This is a genomic window from Streptomyces humi (assembly GCF_001005085.2).
Taxonomy (GTDB): domain Bacteria; phylum Actinomycetota; class Actinomycetes; order Streptomycetales; family Streptomycetaceae; genus Streptomyces; species Streptomyces humi.
The window spans coordinates 18,686-40,925 of the sequence record NZ_LBMU02000033.1; the positions used below are offsets into that span (position 1 = coordinate 18,686).

Sequence of the window (22,240 nt, forward strand, 5' to 3'; positions counted from 1 at the left end):
GCCGGACCGCCGCTAGACCTCCTCGGCCTCCTCGGCCGCCACCAGCTCCCGGCAGCGCTTGACGTCCTCGGCCATCTGCTCCAGCAGGGCCTCCAGGGAGTCGAACTTGGCCTGGCCGCGGACGTAGGCCAGGAAGTCCACGGCGACGTGCAGCCCGTACAGGTCGAGGCCGACGCGGTCGATGGCGTACGCCTCCACCGTGCGCTCGGTGCCGTCGAACTGCGGGTTGGTGCCGACGGAGATCGCGGCCGGCATCGCCTCGCCCTGGGCGTGCAGGAACCCGGCGTAGACGCCGTCGGCCGGGATCGCGGTGTGCGGGAGCGTCTCCACGTTGGCGGTGGGGAAGCCCAGCTCGCGGCCGCGCTGGGCGCCGCGCACGACCACGCCCTCCACACGGTGCGGGCGGCCCAGGATCTCGCGGGCGCCCGCCATGTCGCCCTCGGCGACCAGCCGCCGGGTCAGCGTCGAGGAGAACGGCTCGCCGCCACCCGCCTCACCGCGCACGAACAGGTCGACGACCTCGACCTCGAAGTCGTACACCTTGCCCTGCTCGATCAGGAACTCGACGTTCCCCGCGGCCTTGTGGCCGAAGCGGAAGTTGGGGCCCTCGACGACCGCCTTGGCATGCAGCCGGTCGACCAGCACCTTCACCACGAAGTCGGCGGCCGACAGCCGCGAGAACTCGCTGGTGAAGGGGAGGATCAGCACCGCGTCCACGCCCAGCTCCGCCATCAGCTCGGCGCGGGTGTGGTGCGGGGCGAGCAGCGGCGGGTGGCTGCCGGGGCGGACGACCTCGCTCGGGTGCGGGTCGAAGGTGACGACGACGGCGGGGATGCCCAGCTGACGGGCGCGGTCCACGGCATGCCGGATGATCACCTGGTGACCGCGGTGCACCCCGTCATAGGAACCGATGGTGACGACGCTGCGCCCCCAGTCCTCGGGGATGTCCTCCAAGCCACGCCAGCGCTGCACTGTGACCTCTCCTCGAACCTGTGTCCGTTGTCCCTCTTACGCAGGTCTAAGGGTGCCATGTTTGCCGGACTCGGCTCACACCGGCACGGTCGCTGTGACCGGGCGCACGTGTCCGCGGTCACGCGGGGACCCGTACCCCGGCCAGGTTTCCCAGCATCCGGCGGGTGCTCGGACCCACCACCGCGGCCCACTCGTCCGGGGTGTCGGCGAGCCAGCGGGCCATCAGGGCGGCGAATCCGGGCACGTGCCGGCCCAGGTCGACCAGTCCCCGGTCGAAACGGGTCGCGCCGTCCGGGGTGCGGACCAGCAGCAGGCCGGTACGGCGGACCAGGTCGCGCATGCGGTCGCCGTCCTCCCCGCGCTGTGCGGCCGCCGCGTGCAGCAGCGCGTCCAGCACGCCCGGGTCGCGCTCACGGGCGAGCAGGACTTCCAGCAGCTCGCCGCGGAGCGGCCGTGAGACGGGGGGACCGGCCGCTCCGAGGACGGTCGCCAGGGCCGCCCGCACCGGTTCGGGGCCGTCGTCCAGCAGCCCGGTGACCAGCGGCAGCAGGATCGCCCGGGACGCGGCGCCCTGGTTGAGGCGGCGCTCGACGAACCCCGCCACCTGCCCGGCCAGCTCCGGCCGCAGCTCGGCGGCCTCCAGGACCAGCTCGGTGAGGTGCGGGGTGTGCGAGGGCACGGTGACCTCGGCGAGGGTGCGCAGCACCTGTCCGGCGTGCGGACCGCGCAGCCGGGTGCGGAAGGCCGCCAGCACCTCGTCGGGGTGGGTGGCCAGGGCGGGGACCAGGGCGGCGGGGGTGAGCTGGTGGTCGCCGACGGCGAAGTGCCGTAGCGCCGCGGGGAGATGACGGGCTCGGGTCGCCGGGTCGCGGACCAGCAGGGCGAGGGCGCCGCCGTGCAGGGTGCAGTCGGCGGGTCGGGCGAGCAGGGCGAGCGCGGCGTAGCGGAGCAGTTCGCGGTCGGCTTCGCCGCGGACGTGCGGTGCGGTGCGCAGCCCGTGGGCGACGGCGGCCACCCGGCGGGCCGGGCGTTCGTCGTGCGCCCAGCGGTCGACGGCCCGGCAGAGGGCGGACGGCTCGTCCTCGGCGAGCACGCCGAGCAGTTCGTCGCCGCGCCGGTGCGCGGCGTCCACCAGGACTTCGGTCAGCTCGTCCAGCGCACCGTGCCGATGGGTGTGCAGCAGCGCCTGCGCCGCGGTGGCCACGGTGGCGTGCGGCATCGCGGGCAGCGGCCGCTCGTCGTCGAACCACCGCGTGAGGTACGGCTGTACGGCGGTGGGGTCGGCGGCCAGCAGCCGGGCGACGGCGTCCAGGAAGCGTGGCACCGTGCCCTCGGGTTCCGGCGCCTGTGCGGTGGCTCCCGATACTCCGGCCGGCACGGTCGCAACGGCCGGCACGGTCGCAACGGCCGCCGGCCGGGTTCCGAAGCGCCCGACGCCCGCCGTCTCGGGCAGCGGCTCGTCCGCGAGGACCAGCCTGCGCAGCAGCTCGAAACGGTCGGCCTCGGGGAGGGGGAGCGCGATCCAGAACGCGGGCCCGAACTCCTTGGACACCGTGCGCTGCCGGCGCACCACGCGGTCGGCGAGCAGCCTCAGCACCTCGTCGTACGGTGTCGCGTCGGGCAGCCGGAGCAGGGTCTGGGTGAGCAGCCGCGCGGCCCACCAGGAGCCGGGGTCCAGATCCAGGGCGTGCGCCAGCTCCCGCAGTCGTGGCGCGAGCCCGGCGGGACCGTACAGGCGGTCGAGGAGCAGCAGCGCGTGGACCACCGGGCCGATCCGGTGGCGCGGCACGGGCAGGGGGTGGGTGTCCTGAGGGATGTCCTGAGGGATCTCCTGATGGGTGTCCCGATGGGTGTCCTGGGGGGTGCGGCGGCGGTGCACGAGGGCGTGCAGGGCCTCGTCCAGGTCCAGGTGCGTGCCCTGGATCCAGTCCGCCAGTTCCTCGTGGGCGAAGCGGTAGCCGCCGCCGGCGGGGACCAGCAGGCCCTCGGTGAGGACGGCGGAGGCCCAGCCGGAGCCGCCGCCGAGGTGGGCGGGGACGGGCCCCCACGGGAACACCGTCTCGAACGTCTCCCGGTCGAGTTCCCCCTGTCCGGGGCCGAGGCTGCGCCGGGCGGCCTCGTGGACCTGGCCGGAGACCCGGGCGGCGAGCCGTCGTACGGCCCTGCCGCGCAGGCCGTTCTCGGCGGCCAGCCGGACCGCGATGCGCAGGCACATCAGGTCGAGGTAGGCGGCGAGGACGTCGTGCCGGTCGACCGGGGCGGCCTCGGGCGCGCCCGGGAGGGCGGCGCGGACCTCGGAGAGCAGGCGCAGGGTGAGGGGGTGGCGGGCGTCGCGGTCGACGAGGGCGCCCTCGGGCACACCGTAGCGGGAGCGGGCCAGGCGGGCCTCGTCGGGGGTGAGGTCGGTCAGCCGGACGCACGGCGGTTCGGCACCGGTGCCGTGCAGCAGGCCGGGCGGGAACTCGGCGCCGGCGCCCTCCCAGTACTCCTCCCGGCAGGCCACGAGCAGCCGGGCACCGGTGTCGCGCAGCCAGTCGGCGGTGCCCTCGGTCCAGGCGGGCAGCCGGTGGGCGAGGACCGGGGGCATCTCCTCGGGGCCGTCGAGCAGGAGGAGCAGCGGCCGGCCGGTGCGGGCGGCCAGCGCGGCCAGCCGTTCCACGGTCAGTTCGCCCAGGTCGCCGGGGAGCTGGGAGCGGGAGGCGGCGACGATCCGGACCGCGCGCTCCAGGGTGCGGCGGGCGGCGTCGGCGACGGAGGTGTCGGCGGCCTTGAGGTCGGCGCCGCGGAGCCAGAGCGTGGGGGCGGGGTGCGGCGCGCTGTTGCGGCGGGCGGCGAGGGCGGCGAGTTCGGTGGTGCGGCCGGTGCCGGGAGCGCCCACGAGGGCCAGGACTGTGCCGGTGCCGGTGCCGGTGGCTTCGGCGAAGGCAGAGAGTTCGGTGGCGACCGAGGGTCGTTCGATTGGCTGGACGTGGTCCATGTGGTCGGGTGCGGGTGAGTGGGGGCTGATCGCGCAGTTCCCCGCGCCCCTTCGGGGCGCTCCTCCTCGGGGTGCTCCGGAGAGGGTGTCCGGGGGGCCGTCCTGGGCGACCGAGATGGCTGTCAGTTCCAGGATTCCGGCGAGGTTCAGGTCGATGCCGTACGCCGGGACCGTTGCCGCGTTCCGGGCGAGGAGGTCGGCGAGGGGGCCGCTGTGCGGACGGTGCAGAGGGACCGCGAAGCCGACGTCGCGTTGGCCGGACTGGAGGGCCGTGCCCAGGACCGCGAGGACCGCGCCGGTCTCGGCGTCCAGGACCGGGCCGCCGGCCGCTCCGCCGCCGAGCCGCAGGGCGTCCCGGCCGGCCGTGCCGATCGCCAGCTCCAGTGCGTCCTCCAGGAGGTGGAAGCGGTCGGTGGCGGTGTAGGTCACCTGGGTCGCGGCGAGCACCCGGGCCTCGCGCCAGCGGTCGGCGGCGACCCGGACGTACGCGCCGGCCGGGATCCGCTCGCGCGCGGTGATCGGGAGCGGGTCCACGCCCAGACCCTCGGTGCGGATCAGGGCCAGGCCGTGGGCGGGCAGCGGCGTGACGGCGTCCGAGGCGACCACGCAGGTGCGGTCCCCGGCCGCGTGCAGCACGATCCGGGCCAGGCCGTCGACGGCCTCGTGGCTGGTGACGAGCGTTCCGTGGTGGTCGGCAAGGAAGCCGGTGCCGCGCGGGCGCCCGGCGAGGTCCCGGATCCGGACCAGCCGCCCGTCGGGCACCGGTCCCGGATCCGCGGCCCTGTCCGCCTCCCCCACGCCGTCCGCCTCCCCCACGCCGTCCGCCGTCCGGCGACCGCTCCCGGTCCGCGGGCCGCGTCCCGCCATGATCGAACCTCCCCGCCCGTACACCCGTGCCCTCGTTTCCGACGGTAGGCGCGAAATGATCAGCGGGACAGAGCGGGCCGGGAACGCGCCCCCCTCCGCTCCCCCGGTTCACTCCGAGCGCCTGCTCGGTCGGGTGAATAGCCGGGGGCGGGTGGATACACCCTAGGGGTGGGGGAACCGAGGGGGGACCGTGGAGCGGCGGCGGCGTCAAGACCCCGTGGTCGCCGCTCCACGGGCAGGCTCAGGAGAACACGGCGAGGCTCTTGGCCTTGCCCTTCTGCGCCTCGACGAGCGCGAGGAAGCCGCCCTCGGGGTCGAACACGGCGACGGGACCGGCGCCCGCGTACTCGTCGGGCATCTCCAGGCGCACCCCGTTGGTGAGCAGCCTGGCCCGCTTGGCGTCGACGTTCCAGCGCGGGAAGGCGGCGTCCGCCGCGTCGGCGATCGGCATCACGGTCAGCTCCTGCTGGAGCTGGTCGAGGGTGCGCGCCGAGTCCAGCTTGTACGGCCCGACGCGGGTCCGGCGCAGCGCGGTGAGGTGTCCGCCGACGCCCAGGCCGGCGCCCAGGTCCCGGGCGAGGGCCCGGATGTAGGTGCCGGAGGAGCAGACGACCGAGACGACCAGGTCGAGGACGGGGGTGCCGTCCTCGGCGACGGCGTCCCGGACGTCGTACACCGCGAAGGACGAGACGGTCACCGGGCGGGCCGGGATGTCGAAGTCCTCGCCGTCCCGGGCGCGCTTGTAGGACCGTACGCCGTCGATCTTGATGGCGCTGACCTTGGACGGGACCTGCATGATGGCGCCGGTGAGCTCGGCGATGCCGGCGTCCACGGCCTCGCGGGTCACCTTGGAGGCGTCGGTGGACGAGGTGATCTCGCCCTCGGCGTCGTCGGTGACCGTGTTCTGCCCGAGGCGGATGGTCCCCAGGTACTCCTTCTCCGTGAGGGCGAGGTGCCCGAGGAGCTTGGTCGCCCGCTCGATGCCCAGGACGAGGACGCCCGTGGCCATGGGGTCGAGGGTGCCGGCGTGCCCGACGCGCCGGGTGCGGGCGATGCCCCGCATCTTGGCGACGACGTCGTGCGAGGTGAAGCCCGACGGCTTGTCGACGATGACAAGGCCGTCGGGCGGGGTGGGCTTGCTGGTCATTCGGTGGTGTCGTCCGTCTCGTCGGCCGCGTCCTCGCCCGGCTTCCGGTACGGGTCGGCGTCACCCGCGTAGTGGGCTCCCGCGGAGGCCTCACGGACCTTCGCGTCGGACTGGCGTGCCCGGTCGAGGAGGTCCTCGATGTTGCGGGCGGTGTCCGGCAGGGCGTCCGCGACGAAGGCCAGGGTCGGCGTGAACTTCACGCCGGCCGCCCGGCCCACCTCGGACCGGAGGATGCCCTTGGCGCTCTCCAGCCCGGCGGCCGCGGCCTGCCGCTCCTCCTCGTCGCCGTACACCGTGTAGAAGACGGTCGCCTCCCTGAGGTCACCCGTGACCCGGGTGTCCGTGATGGTGACGTGCGAGCCGAGCCGCGGGTCCTTGATCCCGCGCTGTAGCTTCTGGGCCACCACCTCTCGGATGAGGTCCGCCAGCCTTTTCGCCCGCGCGTTGTCGGCCACTGGTCCGCTCCCGTTCTTTCTTCTTGTCGTTCTCAGGTCTAGTCGTCGTCGCCGTGGAAGCGCCGTCGGACCGACAGCAGTTCCACCTCGGGGCGGCCGGCGACCAGCCGTTCGCACCGGTCGAGTACGTCGGTGAGGTGCGCGGCGTCGCCGGAGACCATGGCGAGGCCGATACCGGCCCTGCGATGAAGGTCCAGGTGGTCCACCTCGGCCGCGCTCACGGCGTACTTCCGCTGGAGTTCGGCGACGATCGGGCGGACGACGGAGCGCTTCTCCTTGAGCGAGTGGATGTCGCCGAGGAGGAGGTCGAAGGACAGGGTCCCCACGTACATGTATGTATCCGGTTAACCCGCCGGTACGGGATCGATGGCCCTGACAGGAACGGTACCCCGTCCCTGCCGGGGGCTCGACCGACTTTCCCCAGCCGTCCCGGGGCTCGGCCGCGCCGCCCACCCGTCCAACCGACTCGGTGGGCCGAGAGGTGGCCGGCACGGGGCTCCGCCCCGGTCCCCGGCCTCGCCCGCCCACCGCCCGACTCGGCGAGCCGAGACGGTGCCCTTGCGGGCGAAACCCGCTCGGCGGACCGACGCGGTGGCTTCCTGGCCGGCCGAGTCGGGTGGTGGGTGGGCGAAGGACGGGATCCGGGGCGGAGCCCCGCGGCGGGGCCTCCCGGCCCACCGGGTCCGGCGGGCGGGCCGGAAAAGTACCGGCCGACGGTACCGAAGTCCCGTCGGCCGGCTGTCAACCGTGGGTGTTACACCCGCGGCTTCTCGCGCATCTCGTACGTCGCGATGACGTCGTCGATCTTGATGTCGTTGAAGTTTCCGAGGTTGATACCACCCTCGTAGCCTTCGCGGATCTCGGTGACGTCGTCCTTGAAGCGGCGCAGACCCTCGATGTTGAGGTTCTCCGCGATGACCTTGCCGTCGCGGACGAGGCGGGCCTTCGTGTTGCGCTTGACCTCGCCCGAGCGGATGAGGACACCGGCGATGTTGCCCAGCTTGGACGACTTGAAGACCTCGCGGATCTCCGCCGTACCGAGCTCGACCTCCTCGTACTCCGGCTTGAGCATGCCCTTGAGGGCCGCCTCGATCTCCTCGATCGCCTGGTAGATGACCGAGTAGTACCGGACGTCCACACCCTCGCGCTCGGCCATCTGCGCCGCGCGGCCGGCCGCACGGACGTTGAAGCCGATCACGATGGCGTCGGAGCCCATCGCCAGGTCGATGTCGGACTCCGTGACCGCACCGACGCCGCGGTGCAGGACGCGGATGTCGACCTCTTCGCCGACGTCCAGCTGGAGCAGGGAGGACTCCAGGGCCTCGACGGAACCAGAAGCGTCACCCTTGATGATGAGGTTGAGCTGCTGGATCTCGCCGGCCTTGAGCACCTTGTCCAGGTCCTCGAGGGACACCCGGCGGGTGCGCTTCGCGAAGGCCGCGTTGCGCTCGCGCGCCGCGCGCTTCTCCGCGATCTGGCGGGCCGTACGGTCCTCCTCGACCACGAGGAAGTTGTCGCCGGCACCCGGGACGTTGGTCAGACCCAGGACCTGCACCGGCGTGGAGGGGCCGGCCTCGGCGACGTTGTTGCCGTTGTCGTCGAGCATGGCGCGGACGCGACCGTAGGCGTCGCCCACGACCATCGTGTCGCCGACCCGCAGCGTGCCTCGCTGGACGAGGACCGTCGCCACGGCACCGCGGCCGCGGTCGAGACGGGACTCGATCGAGATGCCCTGCGCGTCCTGGGCCGGGTTGGCCCGCAGGTCGAGCGAGGCGTCCGCGGTGAGGACCACGGCCTCCAGCAGCGAGTCGATGTGCAGACCCTGCTTGGCGGAGATGTCGACGAACATGGTGTCGCCGCCGTACTCCTCGGCCACCAGGCCGTACTCGGTCAGCTGACCGCGCACCTTGGTCGGGTCGGCACCCTCGACGTCGATCTTGTTGACCGCGACGACGATCGGGACGTCGGCCGCCTTGGCGTGGTTGAGCGCCTCGACCGTCTGCGGCATGACGCCGTCGTTGGCCGCGACGACCAGGATCGCGATGTCGGTCGACTTCGCACCACGGGCACGCATGGCGGTGAACGCCTCGTGACCCGGGGTGTCGATGAAGGTGATCTTGCGCTCTTCGTCGTTGACCTCGGTGGAGACCTGGTAGGCACCGATGTGCTGGGTGATGCCGCCGGCCTCGCCCGCGATGACGTTCGTCTTGCGGATGGCGTCGAGCAGTCGGGTCTTACCGTGGTCGACGTGACCCATGACGGTGACGACCGGCGGACGGACCACCAGGTCCTCCTCGTCGCCCTCGTCCTCGCCGAACTCGATGTCGAAGGACTCGAGCAGCTCGCGGTCCTCCTCCTCGGGGCTGACGATCTGAACCGTGTAGTTCATCTCGTCGGCGAGGAGCTGGAGCGTCTCGTCGGAGACGGACTGCGTGGCCGTGACCATCTCGCCGAGGTTCATCATGACCGCGACGAGCGACGCCGGGTTGGCGTTGATCTTCTCCGCGAAGTCGGTGAGCGACGCGCCGCGGGAGAGGCGGATGGCCTCGCCGTTGCCGCGCGGCAGCATCACGCCGCCGACGCTCGGGGCCTGCATGGCCTCGTACTCCTGGCGACGCTGCCGCTTCGACTTGCGACCACGGCGCGCCGGACCGCCGGGACGGCCGAAGGCGCCCTGCGTGCCACCACGGCCACCGGGACCGCCCGGACGACCGCCGAAGCCGGGACGACCGCCGCCGCCACCGCCGGGACCGCCGCCGAAGCCGCCACCGCCGCCGGGGCCACCGCCACCGGGACGGCCGGCGAAGCCGCCGCCACCGCCCGGACGGGCGCCGCCGCCGCCACCGGGACGACCGGCGAAGCCGCCGCCGCCGGGACGACCGGCACCGCCGGGACGACCCGCACCGCCGGGACCGCGACCGCCGCCACCGGGGCCGGGACGCGGGCCGGCAGCGGGACGCTGCGGCATCATGCCGGGGTTGGGACGCGGACCCGCGGCGCCGCCGCCGGGACGCGGACCGCCCTGCGGGCGGGGCATGCCGGACGGGCTCGGACGGGCACCGCCGGGAGCCTGCGGACGCGGACCGCCGCCCTGGGCGCCGGGCGCCTGCGGACGGGGACCGGCGCCGGGGGCACCGGGGCCACCCGGGCGCGGACCGCCCTGCGGGCGCGGGGCCTGCGGGCGGGCCATGCCGGTGGAGCCACCGGACGTGAAGGGGTTGTTGCCCGGACGCGGACCGGCCGGACGGGCACCGCCCGGACGGGGGGCCTGGCCGCCGGGGCGCTGACCGCCCTGGCCCGGACGCGCGTCGCGCTGACCGGGGGCCGGACGGCCACCGGGACGCGGGGCACCACCCTGGCCGGGACGGGGACCGGCGCCGGGGCGCGGACCCTGGCCCTGTGCGCCCTGGGCGGCGGCCGGGCTCTGCGCCGCGGCGGCCGGAGGCGCCGGCGGTGCGGTGAACTCGGGCGCGGCCGGGGCCGGACGCGGCGCGGGCTTGGGGCCCGGGACGGGACGCGGGCCGGAGGCGGCCGGCGCGGGGGTGACCGGAGCCGGAGCCGCGGGAGCCGCCGGGGCCGCGGGTGCGGCCGGGGGCTGCGGGGCAGCCGGACGCGGGGCACCCGGCTTCGGGGCACCCGGACGGGCCGACTGCGCCGGAGAGGGCGCGCCGGGCTTGGGGGCCGCCTTGCGCGGGGCGGGCTTACCGCTGCCGCCGCCCTGGAGGGCGTCGGTCAGCTTGCGTACAACGGGCGCCTCGATCGTCGAGGACGCCGAACGGACGAATTCACCGAGTTCCTGGAGCTTGGCCATGACGACCTTGCTCTCAACCCCGAACTCCTTGGCGAGTTCGTATACCCGGACCTTAGCCACTTCGCTCCTTTTAGGTCCGGGTGCGTCCGGACCGTCGCTACTTCATGGGCGTACTCATCGCGTGCTCATCGAGTGCTCATCGCAATCTCGACCTACTTCCAACTCGCGGGGTACCAGAGCCGCACGGACGTTCCGTACGACGCTTCTTACGGTGTTACTGCTCGACGTACCGGCGCAACGCCTTTACGTCCAGCGGACCCGGGACGCGCAGCGCCCGCGGGAGTGCCCGGCGGCGCACCGCCTGGTCCAGACAGACCTGGACGGGGTGTACATATGCACCCCGGCCGGGCAGCGTACCGCGAGGATCGGGGACGCATTCGTCCTCGACCGCCACGATCCGCAGCAGTTCGGTCTTGGCCGCTCGCTGCCTGCACCCCACACAGGTGCGCTCAGGGCATGCGCGGGCACGCGTCCGGCCAGACACTGCTAAGTCTACCTCCCCGTACCGACCTCACCCCTTCGGGGCAAAGATCGAACGGCCATTGTCGTAATCCAAGCCACCTGCGGCTTGGAACTATTCCCCCCGTCCGGGTGAACTCCGGACGGGACGGGAGCCGTACCCGGTGATCCACCCGGGGCTCGGCCGGTGATCTATTCGGCCACCTGTTCGACATCTGGGCGGATGTCGATGCGCCAGCCGGTGAGACGGGCGGCGAGACGGGCGTTCTGCCCCTCTTTGCCGATCGCCAGCGACAGCTGGTAGTCCGGCACGGTCACCCGGGCGGACCGGGACGCCAGGTCCACGACCTCGACCTTGGAGACCCGGGCCGGGGACAGCGCGTTCGCCACCATCTCGGCCGGGTCGTCCGACCAGTCGACGATGTCGATCTTCTCGCCGTTCAGCTCGCCCATCACGTTGCGGACCCGGCCGCCCATGGGGCCGATGCAGGCGCCCTTGGCGTTCAGGCCCGAACGGGTGGAACGGACCGCGATCTTCGTCCGGTGACCGGCCTCCCGGGCGATGGCGGCGATCTCGACGGACCCGTCGGCGATCTCCGGCACCTCGAGCGCGAAGAGCTTCTTCACCAGGTTCGGGTGCGTACGGGAGAGGGTCACCGAGGGACCGCGGACGCCCTTCGCCACCCGTACGACGTACGACCGCAGCCGCAGCCCGTGCGCGTAGTTCTCGCCGGGCACCTGCTCCTGCACCGGCAGGATGGCCTCCAGCTTGCCGATGTCGACCAGCACGTTCTTCGGGTCGCGGCCCTGCTGCACGACACCGGTCACGATGTCGCCCTCGCGACCGGCGTACTCGCCGAGCGTGGCGTCGTCCTCGGCGTCGCGCAGCCGCTGGAGGATCACCTGCTTGGCGGTGGTGGCGGCGATCCGCCCGAAGTCCGACGGGGTGTCGTCGAACTCACGCGGCTCCTGCCCCTCCTCCAGGTCCTCGGGGTCCTCCTTCGCCCACACGGTCACATGCCCGGTCTCCCGGTCGAGCTTCACGCGCGCGTGTCGGCGGCTTCCCTCGGTGCGGTGGTAGGCGATGAGGAGGGCCGACTCGATCGCCTCGACCAGCAGGTCGAAGGAGATCTCCTTCTCCCGAACCAAGCCCCGCAGGGCGCTCATGTCGATGTCCACGGCTACGCCTCCTCTTCCTTCTCGTTCTTCTCGTTCTTGTCCTTGCGGTTGAACTCGACCTGCACGCGCGCCTTGTCGATGTCGGCGAAGGCGAGTCTGCGCGCGGTGGCCTTGCGGCCCTTGACGCCGGGCACCTCAAGGTCGATGCCCTCGTCGTCCACGCCCAGGATCCTGGCGACCAGGTCCTCGCCCTCGGTGAGCTGGAACTTCACCAGCCGGTCCACGGCCCGCACGTAGTGGCGGTGCTCCTTGAGGAGGCGCTCCGCGCCGGGGGTACCGACCTCGAGGGTGTACTCCCCCTCGCCCATCGCGTCGCTGTCGTCGAGCTTCGCCGAGAGCTCACGGCTCACATCGGCGATCTGGTCCAGGTCGGCCCCGGTGTCCGAGTCGACGACGACGCGCAGCACCCGCTTGCGTCCGACGGAGTCCACGGCGATCTCTTCGAGATCCAGTCCCTGGGAGGTGACGAGCGGTTCCAGGAGCTCTCGCAGCCTCTCGCTCTGGGTGGTGCTCATCCGGGTGACTCCTCGGCCGCGTGTGCTGTTGTGGGATGGGTCGCGTGTCTGGTCAAAGCGTATCGGGTCGTGAGGTGTGTTGCGTCCTGCCCCGGTGCGGCCGGCCGCACCCCCGGACCGCTTGCGCGCGAGGGTGACGAGCCGGTGACGCCGGTTGACCGGATGCGCGGGTAACGTGATCACCGCGGGGTGCCCGCCCGCCCGTGTGTTCGTACGAGCCCCCCGAGGACGTCAGCCGTGCCGTTGCCCCCGTCGTCGCGTACCCGCTCGGGAGTACGCAGAAGGAGCCTGATCGTTTCAGCGGCCGCGGCGGCCGCGCTGGCCGGCTGCTCCACCGGCTCCGACTCCGCCGGCACGGCCGGCACCCCGTCGGTCTCCACGCGGGCACGCGCGCGTGCGGCCCGGGACAGCAGTGCGCTGCTCGCGCGGTACGACGCCGTGCTCGCCGTCCATCCGGCGCTCGCGGAGCGGCTGCGGCCGCTGCGGGCGGAGGTGGCGGCACATGCGGCGGCGTTCGCGGAAGGGTCCGGTCCGGCAACGGCCACGGCATCCACATCGGCGTCGGCAACGGCGTCGGCAACGGCGTCGGCGTCGGCGTCGGCAACGCTCCCGGCAGCCGGTTCTTCGGCGGCGCCGTCCGGCGCGGCCTCCCCCGCGGTACCGGCCGACGCGAAGGCCGCGCTCGCGGCGCTGGCCACCGCCGAACGGACCCTCGCCGACCAGCGGGCCAAGGCGCTCCTGGACGTGCCGGGCGAGCTGGCGCGGCTGCTGGCCGGCGTGGCGGCGGCCGGGGCCGGGCACGCGTATCTCCTGACGAAGGGTGACAAGTGAGCGACGAGGCCAGGGCGGGCGTGCTCAAGGCGCTCCAGGCGGCGCTGGCGGCCGAGCACGCGGCGGTGTACGGCTACGGCGTCGTCGGCGGCCGGGTAGGCGCGCAGCGGCTGGCCGAGGCACGTGCCGCCTACGACGCGCACCGGTCCGGCCGGGACGCGCTGGCCCGCGAGGTGCGGGACCTGGGCGGTGAGCCGGTGGCCGCGAGCGCCGCGTACGCGCTGCCGTTCGCGGTGAGCGACGCGGCGACGGCCGTACGGCTCGCCGCGGAACTGGAGGACCGGGTCGCCGACGTGTACTCCGACCTGGTCCGGGCCTCCTCGGGCACCCGGCGCGGCTCGGCGGCCGGGGCGCTGCGGGAGGCCGCGGTGCGGGCGGTGCGCTGGCGCGGTGAGAGCGTAGCCTTCCCTGGGCTCGCCGAGCGGAGCGCGCCGCTGGGACAGGCCGGCGGTTCGGCCTCGCCCACGGCTTCGGCGACTCCCTAGCACCCCCCGGGGCGCCCCTGCGCGCCCTGGCACTGACTGGCGCGCACCAGCACCGACTGGCACCTCCCCGCACAACCGGGGCTGATGGCCACTTACCGGCGCAACTGGCACTGACTGGCACTTCTCGGCACAGAGGAAAGGAATGACTCGCATATGGCTTTCGAACCGCCGCGGCGCTTGGTGAAGGCGCTCGGTGAGACGGCGCCGGACGGTGACAAGTGGCTGGCAGAGCTGCCGAGCGCGGTGGAACGGGCCGTCACGCAACGCGAGTTGACCGTGGAACGGGTGCAGGTGCCGGGCGGCCGCAGCAGTCTCGTACTGCTGGTGCGGCGCGCGGACGGGACACCGGCGGTGCTCAAGCTGGCGCCGCGGCGGGGCCGGCCGGAGAGCGAGGCGGCGGCCCTCGCCCACTGGGGTGGGCTGGGGGCGGTACGGCTCCTGGAGGACGACGCGGCCGCGGGCGTGCTGTTGCTGGAGCGGCTGCACCCGGAGGTGTCGGTGCGGTCGCTGGCGGAGGCGAAGGCGCTGCTGGAGGCCGCCGGGACGTTGCGGCGGCTCTGGGTGGAACCGCCGTCCGGGCACGTGTTCGAAACCGTGGCCGAACGCACGGGACGGCAGGCGGCGGCGATGGCCGCGGCGGCCGGGGACGCGGACGTGGCCCCGCTGGTGGCGGCGGCGCTCGCCGCCCGGGAGGAGCTGCTGGCCGCCGAACCGGAGCGGCGGTTGCTGCACGGCACGTTCCGGCAGAGCAAGGTGCTGGCCGGGGAGCGGCTGCCGTGGCTGGCGGTGGGGCCGGATCCGGTGGTCGGGGAGTGCGCGTTCGATCTGGCGCGGCTCGTGCGGGACCGGGTGGAGGATCTGATCGCCTCGCCGTCGGGTGCGTCGATCACCCGCCGGCGGATCAAGCGGCTCGCGGAGTCGCTGGAGGTGGATCAGGAGCGGCTGCGGGGGTGGACGCTGTTCCGGGCCGTGGAGTCGGGAGTGCGGGCGCGGAGGGTCGGGCGGCCGACGGACGCGGAGCTGTTGCTCGAGTTCGCCGGGTGGGTCTGACGGTTTCAGGTGAGGGGTCGGGTGCGGGTTCGGTGGGGGCTGGTCGCGCCCACGCGGCGGAGCCGCACATCAGATACAGCCCCGCGCCCCTAGCGGGGCGCTCGCTCCTCCGTCAGTTTCAGAGCCAGGACCGGGCAGTCAGCCGCTGCTCTGCGAGCCCGTTTGCGGGTGCGCGGCGGTATCGGGCGGCCGTCGACGAGGGGGTAGCCCCATTCGTCCAGGGTGATGTGCTCGGGCAGCAGCTCCGCGCACAGGCCGTGGGCCTGGCAGGACGTCCAGTCGATGGTGATGTGCTGGTCCATGTCAGACCTTCTCGGCGGGTACGGGCAGGAGAGGGGTGCGGTCGGTCGCGGTGCAGTGGCCGTTCGCGTGCGCGTCGATTTCCGTCGCGAAGGTCGTGAGCGCGCTGCGGACCAGGCGGGTCGTGCCGTCGGGGTGGTGGCAGGCGCCCCGGCCCTCGACCAGACCCGCCCAGCGGGAGATGTCGGTACGGGCGCGGCCCTGCGGGCCGGGTCCGGCCAGAATCCGGAAGGCCTCGGCGATGCGCGGCAGGCCGTTGAGGCAGGGGCCGCACCGGCCCGCCGACTGGAGCGCCAGGTAGCGCACGACCCGGGCCGTCTCGGTCACGCCGCAGCGGTCGGCGGGGAGGGCGGCCAGCACACCCGCGCCCAGGTAGGCCGGGGAGAGCGGGACCCGGGCGGCCTCGGCCGCCGGGATCCAGGTGCCGTGGTAGCCGCCGACCAGCACCGCGGACGCGCCGTCCAGCGGCAGGAGCCGGCCCACCGGCATACCGAACGGGGCCTCCACCACCCGGACTTCACGGCCCGCCGTGTGCAGGGTGCACAGCGCGCTGCCGGGTTCCGCGGGGGTGCCGGCCGAGCGGAACCAGTCGGCGCCGTAGCGGGCGACCAGCGCGAGGTGGGCCAGGGTCTCGACGTTCTGGACCAGGGTGGGGGCCCGGCCCACCCCGCGTTCACGGACCGGCGGGACCGGGTGCGTGGGGCGGGCCGGGCCGCCGGAGAGGTACTGGACGAGGGCCGAGGCCTGACCGGAGAGGAAGCGGGCGGGCAGTCGTACGACCCGCACGCGGAGCGGGTCGCGGCGCTGGGCGAGGGCCGACTCCAGGTAGGAGGCACCGTCCTCGACGGCGAGGTACGCCTCCTCCGCGCCGACCGCCTCGGCCGCCAGCTGGATTCCGTCCAGGACCAGATGGGGTGAGAGGCGGAGCAGGGTCCGGTCCTTGTGGCTGGCCGGCTCGCTCTCCGCGCCGTTGGCGACGACGACCGGCGGCCGCCCGGTGCGGCGAGCCGCGTCGGCGACCGCGGCGAACTTCCGGTGGGCCGGGAAGCCGGCCCCGCCGCGGCCGGTGAGGCCGGATGCGGCGAGCGTGCGCAGGACCGTGGCCGGATCGCCGTACGAGAGCGGTCCGTAGCGCTGTTCGTGGGTGCTGAGGTCGGCCGGGGTGCCGCCGGGGGCCAGCAGCCGCGGGGACATGTAGACGTCGGTGAAGAGCGTGGTCATCAGTGGGCCCCTTCGGTGTGCAGAAGCGCTGCGGGGGTCTGGCGTGAGGCGCGGACGGCATGGGCGGTGCGCACGGTGAAGGCGGTGATCACCGTCACCACGCAGGCCACCGTCAGCCAGGTCATCCAGTCGGTGCCGGCGTCCGTGCCGATGCCGATACCGTGGATCAGGGCGACCGGCCAGGAGGCGTACGCCAGCCAGTGCACCGCCCGCCAGGCACGGTGCCCGAGGCGGTCGCGGAGGAGGCTGGTGACCAGGACCGCGAGCAGCAGGTCGAAGGCGACGGTGCCGAGGCCGAGCCAGAGCGGCTGGTACTCGGAGACGAAGGGGACGAGGGCGTCGGCCACCGTGATGTTCACGTAGCCGTCGACGACCGCCACCGCGATGTGCAGGACCAGGAACGCGGTGGCCGACAGGGAGAGCGTGCGGTGCAGCGAGACCGTGCCGAAGCGCGGCAGGCCGGGGAGGCGGGCCCGGAGGCGGACGGCGATGCCGAGCAGGACGACCACGGTGAAGAGGACCAGGCAGACGGCGCCCGTGGCCCGGTTGGCGTACCAGAGGGTCTCCGAGGTCATGCCGCGGCCTCCGGTGCGACGGCGGAGGTGGGCCAGCCCGGGGTGGTGACGACCGTGCCGTCGTGCGCGACCAGGCGGGCCGGCAGTCCGAGCCGGGTCAGCCAGCGTTCCGCGCCCGCGCCCTTGACCAGGGCCGCCGTGGTCGCCGCGTTGGCGTCGGCGCAGTCGGCGGCGGCCACCGAGACGGTGCGCCACGGGGAGCGGACCGGCAGTCCGGTGCGCGGGTCGACGATGTGGTGGAGGTGGTGACCGCCGCGCCGCCAGCGGCGGGCGGCGGTACCGGAGGTGGCGAGGCCTCCGGAGCGCAGCCCGACGGTGTCGTACGACCCCTCGGCGGGCGTTTCGTCGACCGCGCCGGTGACGTCCTGGACGCGGATCTGCCAGCCGCCCGCCGGGGCCTCGCCCGCGACGGCGGTGTCGCCGCCGAGGCTCACCAGCACCCCGCAGCCGGCCGCTCCCGCCAGCATCCGCACGGCACGGTCGGCGGCCCAGGCCTTGGCCGTGGCGCCCAGGTCGAGGCGGACGCCCTCGGGGACGGTGACCGTGCCGGTGGTCCGGTCGAGGGTGACCGCGCGCCAGCCGGGGGCGCGCCGCACCCGCAGGGAGACCGGGCGGTCGTCCTCGCGGACGAGGGTGAAGTCGCGGTCGTAGCCGATCGCGGTCATCGCGGAGCCGATCGTGGGGTCCACCGCGCCGTCGGTCGCCTCGGCGGCGCGCAACGCAACCGCGAGTGCCTCGGCGAGCAGCGGGCTGACCCGGACCGGGCGGCCGTCGGCGGTGTCCAGGGCGGCGAGTTCCGAGTCGGTGCGGAACCGGCTACAGGCCGCGTCCACCTCGGCGAGCTGCCGGGCGAGGAGCAGGTTGCAGGAGTCCAGCAGGGCCGGGTCGGTGACGACCAGGCGGACGGTGGTGCCGAGAGCGCGCCAGTCGGCGGCGGCCGTGGCGCGCGCGGTGCGGGTGGTCATGACGCCCCCGAGGTGGCGTCGGCGGAGCCGCCGCCGGAGGTGAGACCGCCGGAGGAGGACTGGAGGTCCGAGGACGACGACGAAGACGAAGACGATGATGAGGACGACGAGGACGACGAGGACGACGACGTGGAGGGTGAAGTGCTCGTCGAGTCGGTCGACTTGGAGCTCGACGAGGACGAACCGTCCGAGCCGGAGCCGGAGTTCGAGCCTGAACTGCTCGACGTGGTGCCCGTGTTGCCGCTCGCCGTCGTGTCGGCGTCCGCCTGCATGGTGCCGACCAGGGCGAACACCCCGGCCGCCGCGGCGAGCGTGACCGCCGCCGCCAGCGCCGCCGTACGCCGGGTGCCGCGGCGGACCGCCGCGGCCGCGCCCCGGTCCCCCGGCCGGTCCCCCTGCTGACTGTGCTGTGCTCTCCCGGTCATGACCGATCCCCTCCCACGTGACTCTCTGTCACGCATCACGTTCGGGGACCACCCTGAGAGAAACCTGTGAGGCAGCCCTAGGGATCGGAAGAACTGTCTGAGACGTTCCTGAAAAGCCGCGAGGGCCGCCGGTGGGTCACACCGGCGGCCCTCGCGGGACGAGTCGGGTCAGACGGCGGTCAGGCGGGCGATCGCCTCGTCGACCGTCAGCTCCTCGCGCTCGCCCGTCTTGCGGTCCTTCAGCTCCAGCACACCCTCGCCGGAGCGGCGGCCCGCGACCAGGATCTGCGGTACGCCGATCAGCTCCGCGTCGGTGAACTTCACGCCCGGGGAGACCCCGGCGCGGTCGTCGACCAGGACGCGCAGGCCGGCCTCCCGCAGCCGCTCGGAGACGTCCAGGGCGAGTTCGGTCTGGAGGGCCTTGCCGGCGGCGACCACGTGCACGTCGGCCGGCGCGATCTCCCGGGACCACACCAGGCCGTGCTCGTCGGCGGTCTGCTCGGCGAGCGCGGCGACGGCGCGGGAGACGCCGATGCCGTAGGAACCCATGGTGACGCGGACCGGCTTGCCGTTCTGGCCGAGGACGTCGAGCTTGAGGGCGTCGGCGTACTTCCGGCCGAGCTGGAAGATGTGACCGATCTCGATGGCACGGTCCAGCCTGAGGCCGGTGCCGCACTTCGGGCAGGGGTCGCCCTCCAGCACGACGACGACGTCGACGTACTCGTCCACGGTGAAGTCACGGTCCGCCACGACGTTCTTCGCGTGCGTGCCCGGCTTGTTGGCACCGGTGATCCAGGAGGTGCCGGGGGCCACCCGCGGGTCGGCGATGTACTTGACCTTCTCACCGAGGCCCTGCGGGCCCACGTAACCGCGGACCAGGTCGGGACGGCCGGCGAAGTCGGTCTCGGTGACCAGCTCGACGGCGGCCGGGGCGAAGTGCTCCTCGACCTTGCCCATGTCGACCTCGCGGTCCCCCGGGACTCCGATGGCCACGATCTCCCCGTCGACCTTCACGAGGAGGTTCTTCAGGGTCTCGGAGGCCTGGACGCCGAGGTGGGCGGCGAGGGTCTCGATGGTCGGGGTGTCCGGGGTCGGGATCTCCTCCAGCGCGGGCACGTCGGTGGCGTCGACCGGCTTCAGCGAGTACGAGATCGCCTCGGTGTTCGCCGCGAAGTCGCAGTTCGGGCAGTCGGCGAAGGTGTCCTCGCCGGCCTCGGCCGGGGCCAGGAACTCCTCCGACTTCGAGCCTCCCATGGCGCCGGCGGTGGCGGCGACGATGCGGTAGTCGAGGCCGAGGCGCTCGAAGATCCGCTGGTAGGCCTGGCGGTGCAGGGCGTAGGAGCGGGCCAGGCCGTCGTCGTCCAGGTCGAAGGAGTAGGAGTCCTTCATCAGGAACTCCCGGCCGCGCAGGATGCCGGCCCGCGGACGGGCCTCGTCCCGGTACTTGCTCTGGATCTGGTAGAGGATGACGGGCAGGTCCTTGTAGGAGGACGCCTGGTCCTTCACCAGCAGGGTGAAGATCTCCTCGTGGGTCGGGCCGAGCAGGTAGTCGCCGCCCTTGCGGTCCTGGAGGCGGAACAGCTCGGCGCCGTACTCGTCCCAGCGGCCGGTCGCCTCGTACGGCTCCCGGGGCAGGAGGGCCGGGAGCAGCACCTCCTGGGCACCGATCGCGTCCATCTCCTCGCGGACGACCCGCTCGATGTTGGACAGCACCTTCAGGCCGAGCGGCAGCCACGACCAGATGCCGGCGGCGGTGCGGCGGACGTAGCCGGCGCGGACGAGGAGCTTGTGGCTGAGGACCTCGGCGTCGGCCGGGTCGTCACGCAGCGTCTTCGCCAACAACTGGGACATGCGTTGGACCGGTGCGTTCGCCATGTTTCCTGTGCTCCTGCCGATGGGGGTCCCCCGCTCGGGCGGGCCCGGGAGCGAGGGAGGTGTATGGCAGGAGGTTAGCCGGGCTTGCTGTGCCGGTGGAAATCCGTTAACGGCGACGGAGTGGCAGGGGGGCGCCCATCACGGCGTACGGCTTGGCGGCGCTGGGGAAGTGGACCTGGCGGGCGAGGTCGGCGTAGCCGAGGGAGTGGTACAGCCCGCGGGCCGGACTGTCGGTGTCGATCGCGGAGAGGATCGAGCGGGGCTCGGCGGCGCCGTCGGTGATCATCGTGATCAGGCGGCGGCCGACGCCGCGGTTCTGGTGGAGCGGGTGCACATGGAGCTCGGTGATCACGAAGGAGTCGTCGAGCCAGTCGGCATGGCCCTGGGCGCGGAGGTAGGGCTCCACGACGGTGGACCACCAGTGCGCGCGGGAGTTGGGCATGCCGTAGACGAACCCGACGAGCCGGCCTTCGGCCGTCGCGCCGAGGGCCCGTGCCCCGGGGTACTGCATGTGGCGGAGGACGATCTGGCGGCGGACCGCCACCTCGTCGGGGCCGAGACCGAAGGCGACCGCCTGGACTGCCAGGGCCTCGTCTACGTGGGAGGGGAGGTCCAGGGGGCCGATCACGAGGGTCATGTGGGGGAGGGTACAGGGGGGTCGGCGGGACTGCCGGAGGGGAGCCGTCAGAACAGCACGCTCATGAACGCGCCGACCTCCTGGAAGCCCACCCGCAGATAGGTCCTGCGCGCGGCCGTGTTGAAGTCGTTGACGTAGAGGCTGACCAGCGGGGCCACGTCGGCGAGCGCGTAGCGGAGCACAGCTGCCATCGCGGGGGCCGCCAGACCCTGGCCGCGGTACTCGGGGGCCACCCAGACGCCCTGGATCTGGCAGGCCTCGGCCGTCGCCGCGCCGATCTCCGCCTTGAAGACGACCTTGCCGTGTTCGTCGAGGCGGGCGAACGAGCGGCCGGAGCCGACCAGTTCGGCGACCCGCGCCTGGTAGAGGAGGCCGCCGTCACCGGCCAGCGGGGAGACGCCCACCTCCTCGGTGAACATGGCCACGCAGGCAGGCATGATCGCCTCCATCTCGTCCTTGCGGATGCGTCGGACGTACGGATCCGGGGCGATGTCGGCGGGCATGCGGTCGGTGACCATCAGGGGCTGGTGGGCGCGGACGTCGCGGGCCGGGCCCCAGTGCGGTTCCAGGAGGCGCCACAGCTGGCCGGTCGACTCGGCGGGACCGACGATGGAGGAGCAGCGGCGGCCCGCCCTGCGGGCGCGGTCGGCGAAGGAGCGGATCGCGCGCGGGGTGGCGCAGATCGGGACGAGGTTGGCGCCGGCGTAGCAGAGGGACGTGAGCATGCCGTCCTCGTACCAGCCCCACATCTCGCCGCCGAGGCGCCAGGGGTCGAGGCCGGCCACCTGGACACGGGAGGTCACGAAGGCGTTCGCGACCGGCTCGCGGTCGAGTACCGCGAGCGCGGCGTCCAGGTCGCTCGGTTCGAGCACCCGTGAGGTGGTCTGCGTCAACACGTGCGGGGCCTCACGCTGAGGGGTTCTGCTTGATCTCCGCACTGTACCTGCGGAAGCTGAGCGGTGCCGCCCCGGTGCGGGTTGCCGTTGGCTTGTTGGTGCCGTCAGCCGTGGTGGCCTGCTTGAGCGCCTACGAGCCCGGGGGAGAACGGGTGAGCACGCGGGTGCGGGGGTGCCTGGCTGGTCGCGCAGTTCCTCCCCCGGCCTTCGGCCGGGGGACCCCCAGCGCCCCTTTCGGGGCGCGTCCGCTCCCGGCAGAGTCAGTCGGCCACCGAGACCGACGGCTCGCCCGAGGCCACGCCTTCCGCCTCCATCTGTTCGGCCAGCTTCATGGCCTCTTCGATGAGGGTCTCCACGATCTTGGACTCGGGGACCGTCTTGATGACCTCGCCCTTGACGAAGATCTGGCCCTTGCCGTTGCCGGAGGCGACGCCGAGGTCGGCCTCCCGGGCCTCGCCGGGGCCGTTGACGACGCAGCCCATGACGGCGACCCGGAGGGGGACCTCCATGCCGGTGAGGCCCGCGGTGACCTCTTCGGCGAGCTTGTAGACGTCGACCTGGGCGCGGCCGCAGGACGGGCAGGAGACGATCTCCAGGC

20 protein-coding genes and 1 pseudogene are annotated in these 22,240 nt (G+C 73.5%); 4 read left to right on the top strand and 17 right to left on the bottom strand.

Annotated elements, in window-relative coordinates; all coding sequences use genetic code 11:
* Nucleotides 1–12: 12 nt before the first annotated feature.
* The 9 genes from AAW13_RS15330 to rimP form a co-directional block, all read right to left on the bottom strand.
* Nucleotides 13–972: a bifunctional riboflavin kinase/FAD synthetase gene (locus AAW13_RS15330; RefSeq protein WP_046732587.1), complete on the bottom strand. Its 960-nt coding sequence runs from the start codon at nt 970–972 to the stop codon at nt 13–15.
* Between the two features lie 118 nt (nt 973–1,090).
* Nucleotides 1,091–4,816: a trypsin-like peptidase domain-containing protein gene (locus AAW13_RS15335; RefSeq protein ID WP_046732588.1), complete on the bottom strand. Its 3,726-nt coding sequence runs from the start codon at nt 4,814–4,816 to the stop codon at nt 1,091–1,093.
* 241 nt (nt 4,817–5,057) lie between these two features.
* Nucleotides 5,058–5,963, bottom strand: coding sequence for a tRNA pseudouridine(55) synthase TruB (gene truB / locus AAW13_RS15340; protein WP_046732586.1), 906 nt, complete (start codon nt 5,961–5,963; stop codon nt 5,058–5,060).
* On the bottom strand, nt 5,960–6,418 hold the full coding sequence (rbfA, locus tag AAW13_RS15345; protein ID WP_046732585.1) for a 30S ribosome-binding factor RbfA: 459 nt from the start codon (nt 6,416–6,418) through the stop codon (nt 5,960–5,962). Before rbfA ends, truB begins: the two co-directional genes overlap by 4 nt.
* 38 nt (nt 6,419–6,456) lie before the next feature.
* A complete protein-coding gene (locus AAW13_RS15350) occupies nt 6,457–6,750 on the bottom strand; it encodes a DUF503 domain-containing protein (RefSeq protein ID WP_046732584.1) in 294 nt (97 codons plus the stop codon).
* Nucleotides 6,751–7,172: 422 nt separating this feature from the next.
* Nucleotides 7,173–10,289 carry a translation initiation factor IF-2 gene (infB, locus tag AAW13_RS15355; RefSeq protein ID WP_071659562.1) on the bottom strand — a complete coding sequence of 1,039 codons (3,117 nt, stop codon included), beginning with the start codon at nt 10,287–10,289 and terminating at the stop codon, nt 7,173–7,175.
* A 154-nt stretch (nt 10,290–10,443) separates the two neighbouring features.
* On the bottom strand, nt 10,444–10,713 hold the full coding sequence (locus AAW13_RS15360; RefSeq protein ID WP_071659563.1) for a YlxR family protein: 270 nt from the start codon (nt 10,711–10,713) through the stop codon (nt 10,444–10,446).
* Nucleotides 10,714–10,880: 167 nt separating this feature from the next.
* Nucleotides 10,881–11,867 carry a transcription termination factor NusA gene (nusA, locus tag AAW13_RS15365; RefSeq protein WP_046732582.1) on the bottom strand — a complete coding sequence of 329 codons (987 nt, stop codon included), beginning with the start codon at nt 11,865–11,867 and terminating at the stop codon, nt 10,881–10,883.
* Nucleotides 11,868–11,869: 2 nt separating this feature from the next.
* Nucleotides 11,870–12,382, bottom strand: coding sequence for a ribosome maturation factor RimP (gene rimP, locus AAW13_RS15370; protein ID WP_046732581.1), 513 nt, complete (start codon nt 12,380–12,382; stop codon nt 11,870–11,872).
* 237 nt (nt 12,383–12,619) lie between these two features.
* Here rimP and AAW13_RS15380 point away from each other — a divergent pair, with 237 nt between their 5' ends.
* From AAW13_RS15380 to AAW13_RS15390, 3 genes are all read left to right on the top strand, one after another.
* Nucleotides 12,620–13,213, top strand: a complete 594-nt coding sequence (locus AAW13_RS15380; protein WP_046732580.1) for a hypothetical protein — start codon at nt 12,620–12,622, stop codon at nt 13,211–13,213.
* Nucleotides 13,210–13,698 (top strand): ferritin-like domain-containing protein, encoded by a 489-nt coding sequence (locus AAW13_RS15385; RefSeq protein ID WP_046732579.1) that lies wholly within the window; start codon nt 13,210–13,212, stop codon nt 13,696–13,698. The genes AAW13_RS15380 and AAW13_RS15385 overlap by 4 nt, the downstream gene beginning before the upstream one ends.
* A gap of 153 nt (nt 13,699–13,851) precedes the next feature.
* Nucleotides 13,852–14,748, top strand: a complete 897-nt coding sequence (locus AAW13_RS15390; RefSeq protein ID WP_046732578.1) for an aminoglycoside phosphotransferase family protein — start codon at nt 13,852–13,854, stop codon at nt 14,746–14,748.
* Nucleotides 14,749–14,837: 89 nt separating this feature from the next.
* Here AAW13_RS15390 and AAW13_RS15395 read toward each other — a convergent pair whose 3' ends face one another.
* From AAW13_RS15395 to AAW13_RS15410, 4 genes are read right to left on the bottom strand one after another with little or no spacing between them, the layout of a single operon-like run.
* Nucleotides 14,838–15,050, bottom strand: a complete 213-nt coding sequence (locus AAW13_RS15395) for a ferredoxin (RefSeq protein WP_046732577.1) — start codon at nt 15,048–15,050, stop codon at nt 14,838–14,840.
* 1 nt (nt 15,051) lies between these two features.
* Nucleotides 15,052–16,269: an NADH-ubiquinone oxidoreductase-F iron-sulfur binding region domain-containing protein gene (locus AAW13_RS15400; protein ID WP_046732576.1), complete on the bottom strand. Its 1,218-nt coding sequence runs from the start codon at nt 16,267–16,269 to the stop codon at nt 15,052–15,054.
* Nucleotides 16,269–16,844 (bottom strand): ferric reductase-like transmembrane domain-containing protein, encoded by a 576-nt coding sequence (locus AAW13_RS15405; protein ID WP_046732575.1) that lies wholly within the window; start codon nt 16,842–16,844, stop codon nt 16,269–16,271. The genes AAW13_RS15400 and AAW13_RS15405 overlap by 1 nt, the downstream gene beginning before the upstream one ends.
* On the bottom strand, nt 16,841–17,809 hold the full coding sequence (locus AAW13_RS15410; protein WP_046732574.1) for an FAD:protein FMN transferase: 969 nt from the start codon (nt 17,807–17,809) through the stop codon (nt 16,841–16,843). Before AAW13_RS15410 ends, AAW13_RS15405 begins: the two co-directional genes overlap by 4 nt.
* Before the next feature lie 39 nt (nt 17,810–17,848).
* Between AAW13_RS15410 and AAW13_RS15415 the strand changes: the two genes are divergently transcribed.
* On the top strand, nt 17,849–18,211 hold the full coding sequence (locus AAW13_RS15415) for a hypothetical protein (protein ID WP_240528627.1): 363 nt from the start codon (nt 17,849–17,851) through the stop codon (nt 18,209–18,211).
* A gap of 191 nt (nt 18,212–18,402) precedes the next feature.
* On the opposite strand, the gene AAW13_RS15420 is transcribed toward AAW13_RS15415, so the two are convergent.
* The 4 genes and pseudogenes from AAW13_RS15420 to AAW13_RS15435 all read right to left on the bottom strand — a co-directional run.
* The gene (locus tag AAW13_RS15420; protein WP_046732573.1) at nt 18,403–20,109 is read right to left on the bottom strand and encodes a proline--tRNA ligase; all 1,707 of its coding nucleotides are present in this window, start codon (nt 20,107–20,109) and stop codon (nt 18,403–18,405) included.
* A 106-nt stretch (nt 20,110–20,215) separates the two neighbouring features.
* Nucleotides 20,216–20,746, bottom strand: a complete 531-nt coding sequence (locus AAW13_RS15425) for a GNAT family N-acetyltransferase (RefSeq protein ID WP_046732572.1) — start codon at nt 20,744–20,746, stop codon at nt 20,216–20,218.
* Between the two features lie 47 nt (nt 20,747–20,793).
* Nucleotides 20,794–21,642, bottom strand: a complete 849-nt coding sequence (locus AAW13_RS15430; protein WP_046732571.1) for a GNAT family N-acetyltransferase — start codon at nt 21,640–21,642, stop codon at nt 20,794–20,796.
* A 260-nt stretch (nt 21,643–21,902) separates the two neighbouring features.
* Nucleotides 21,903–22,240, bottom strand: a pseudogene (locus tag AAW13_RS15435) (flavodoxin-dependent (E)-4-hydroxy-3-methylbut-2-enyl-diphosphate synthase); the annotation flags it as partial.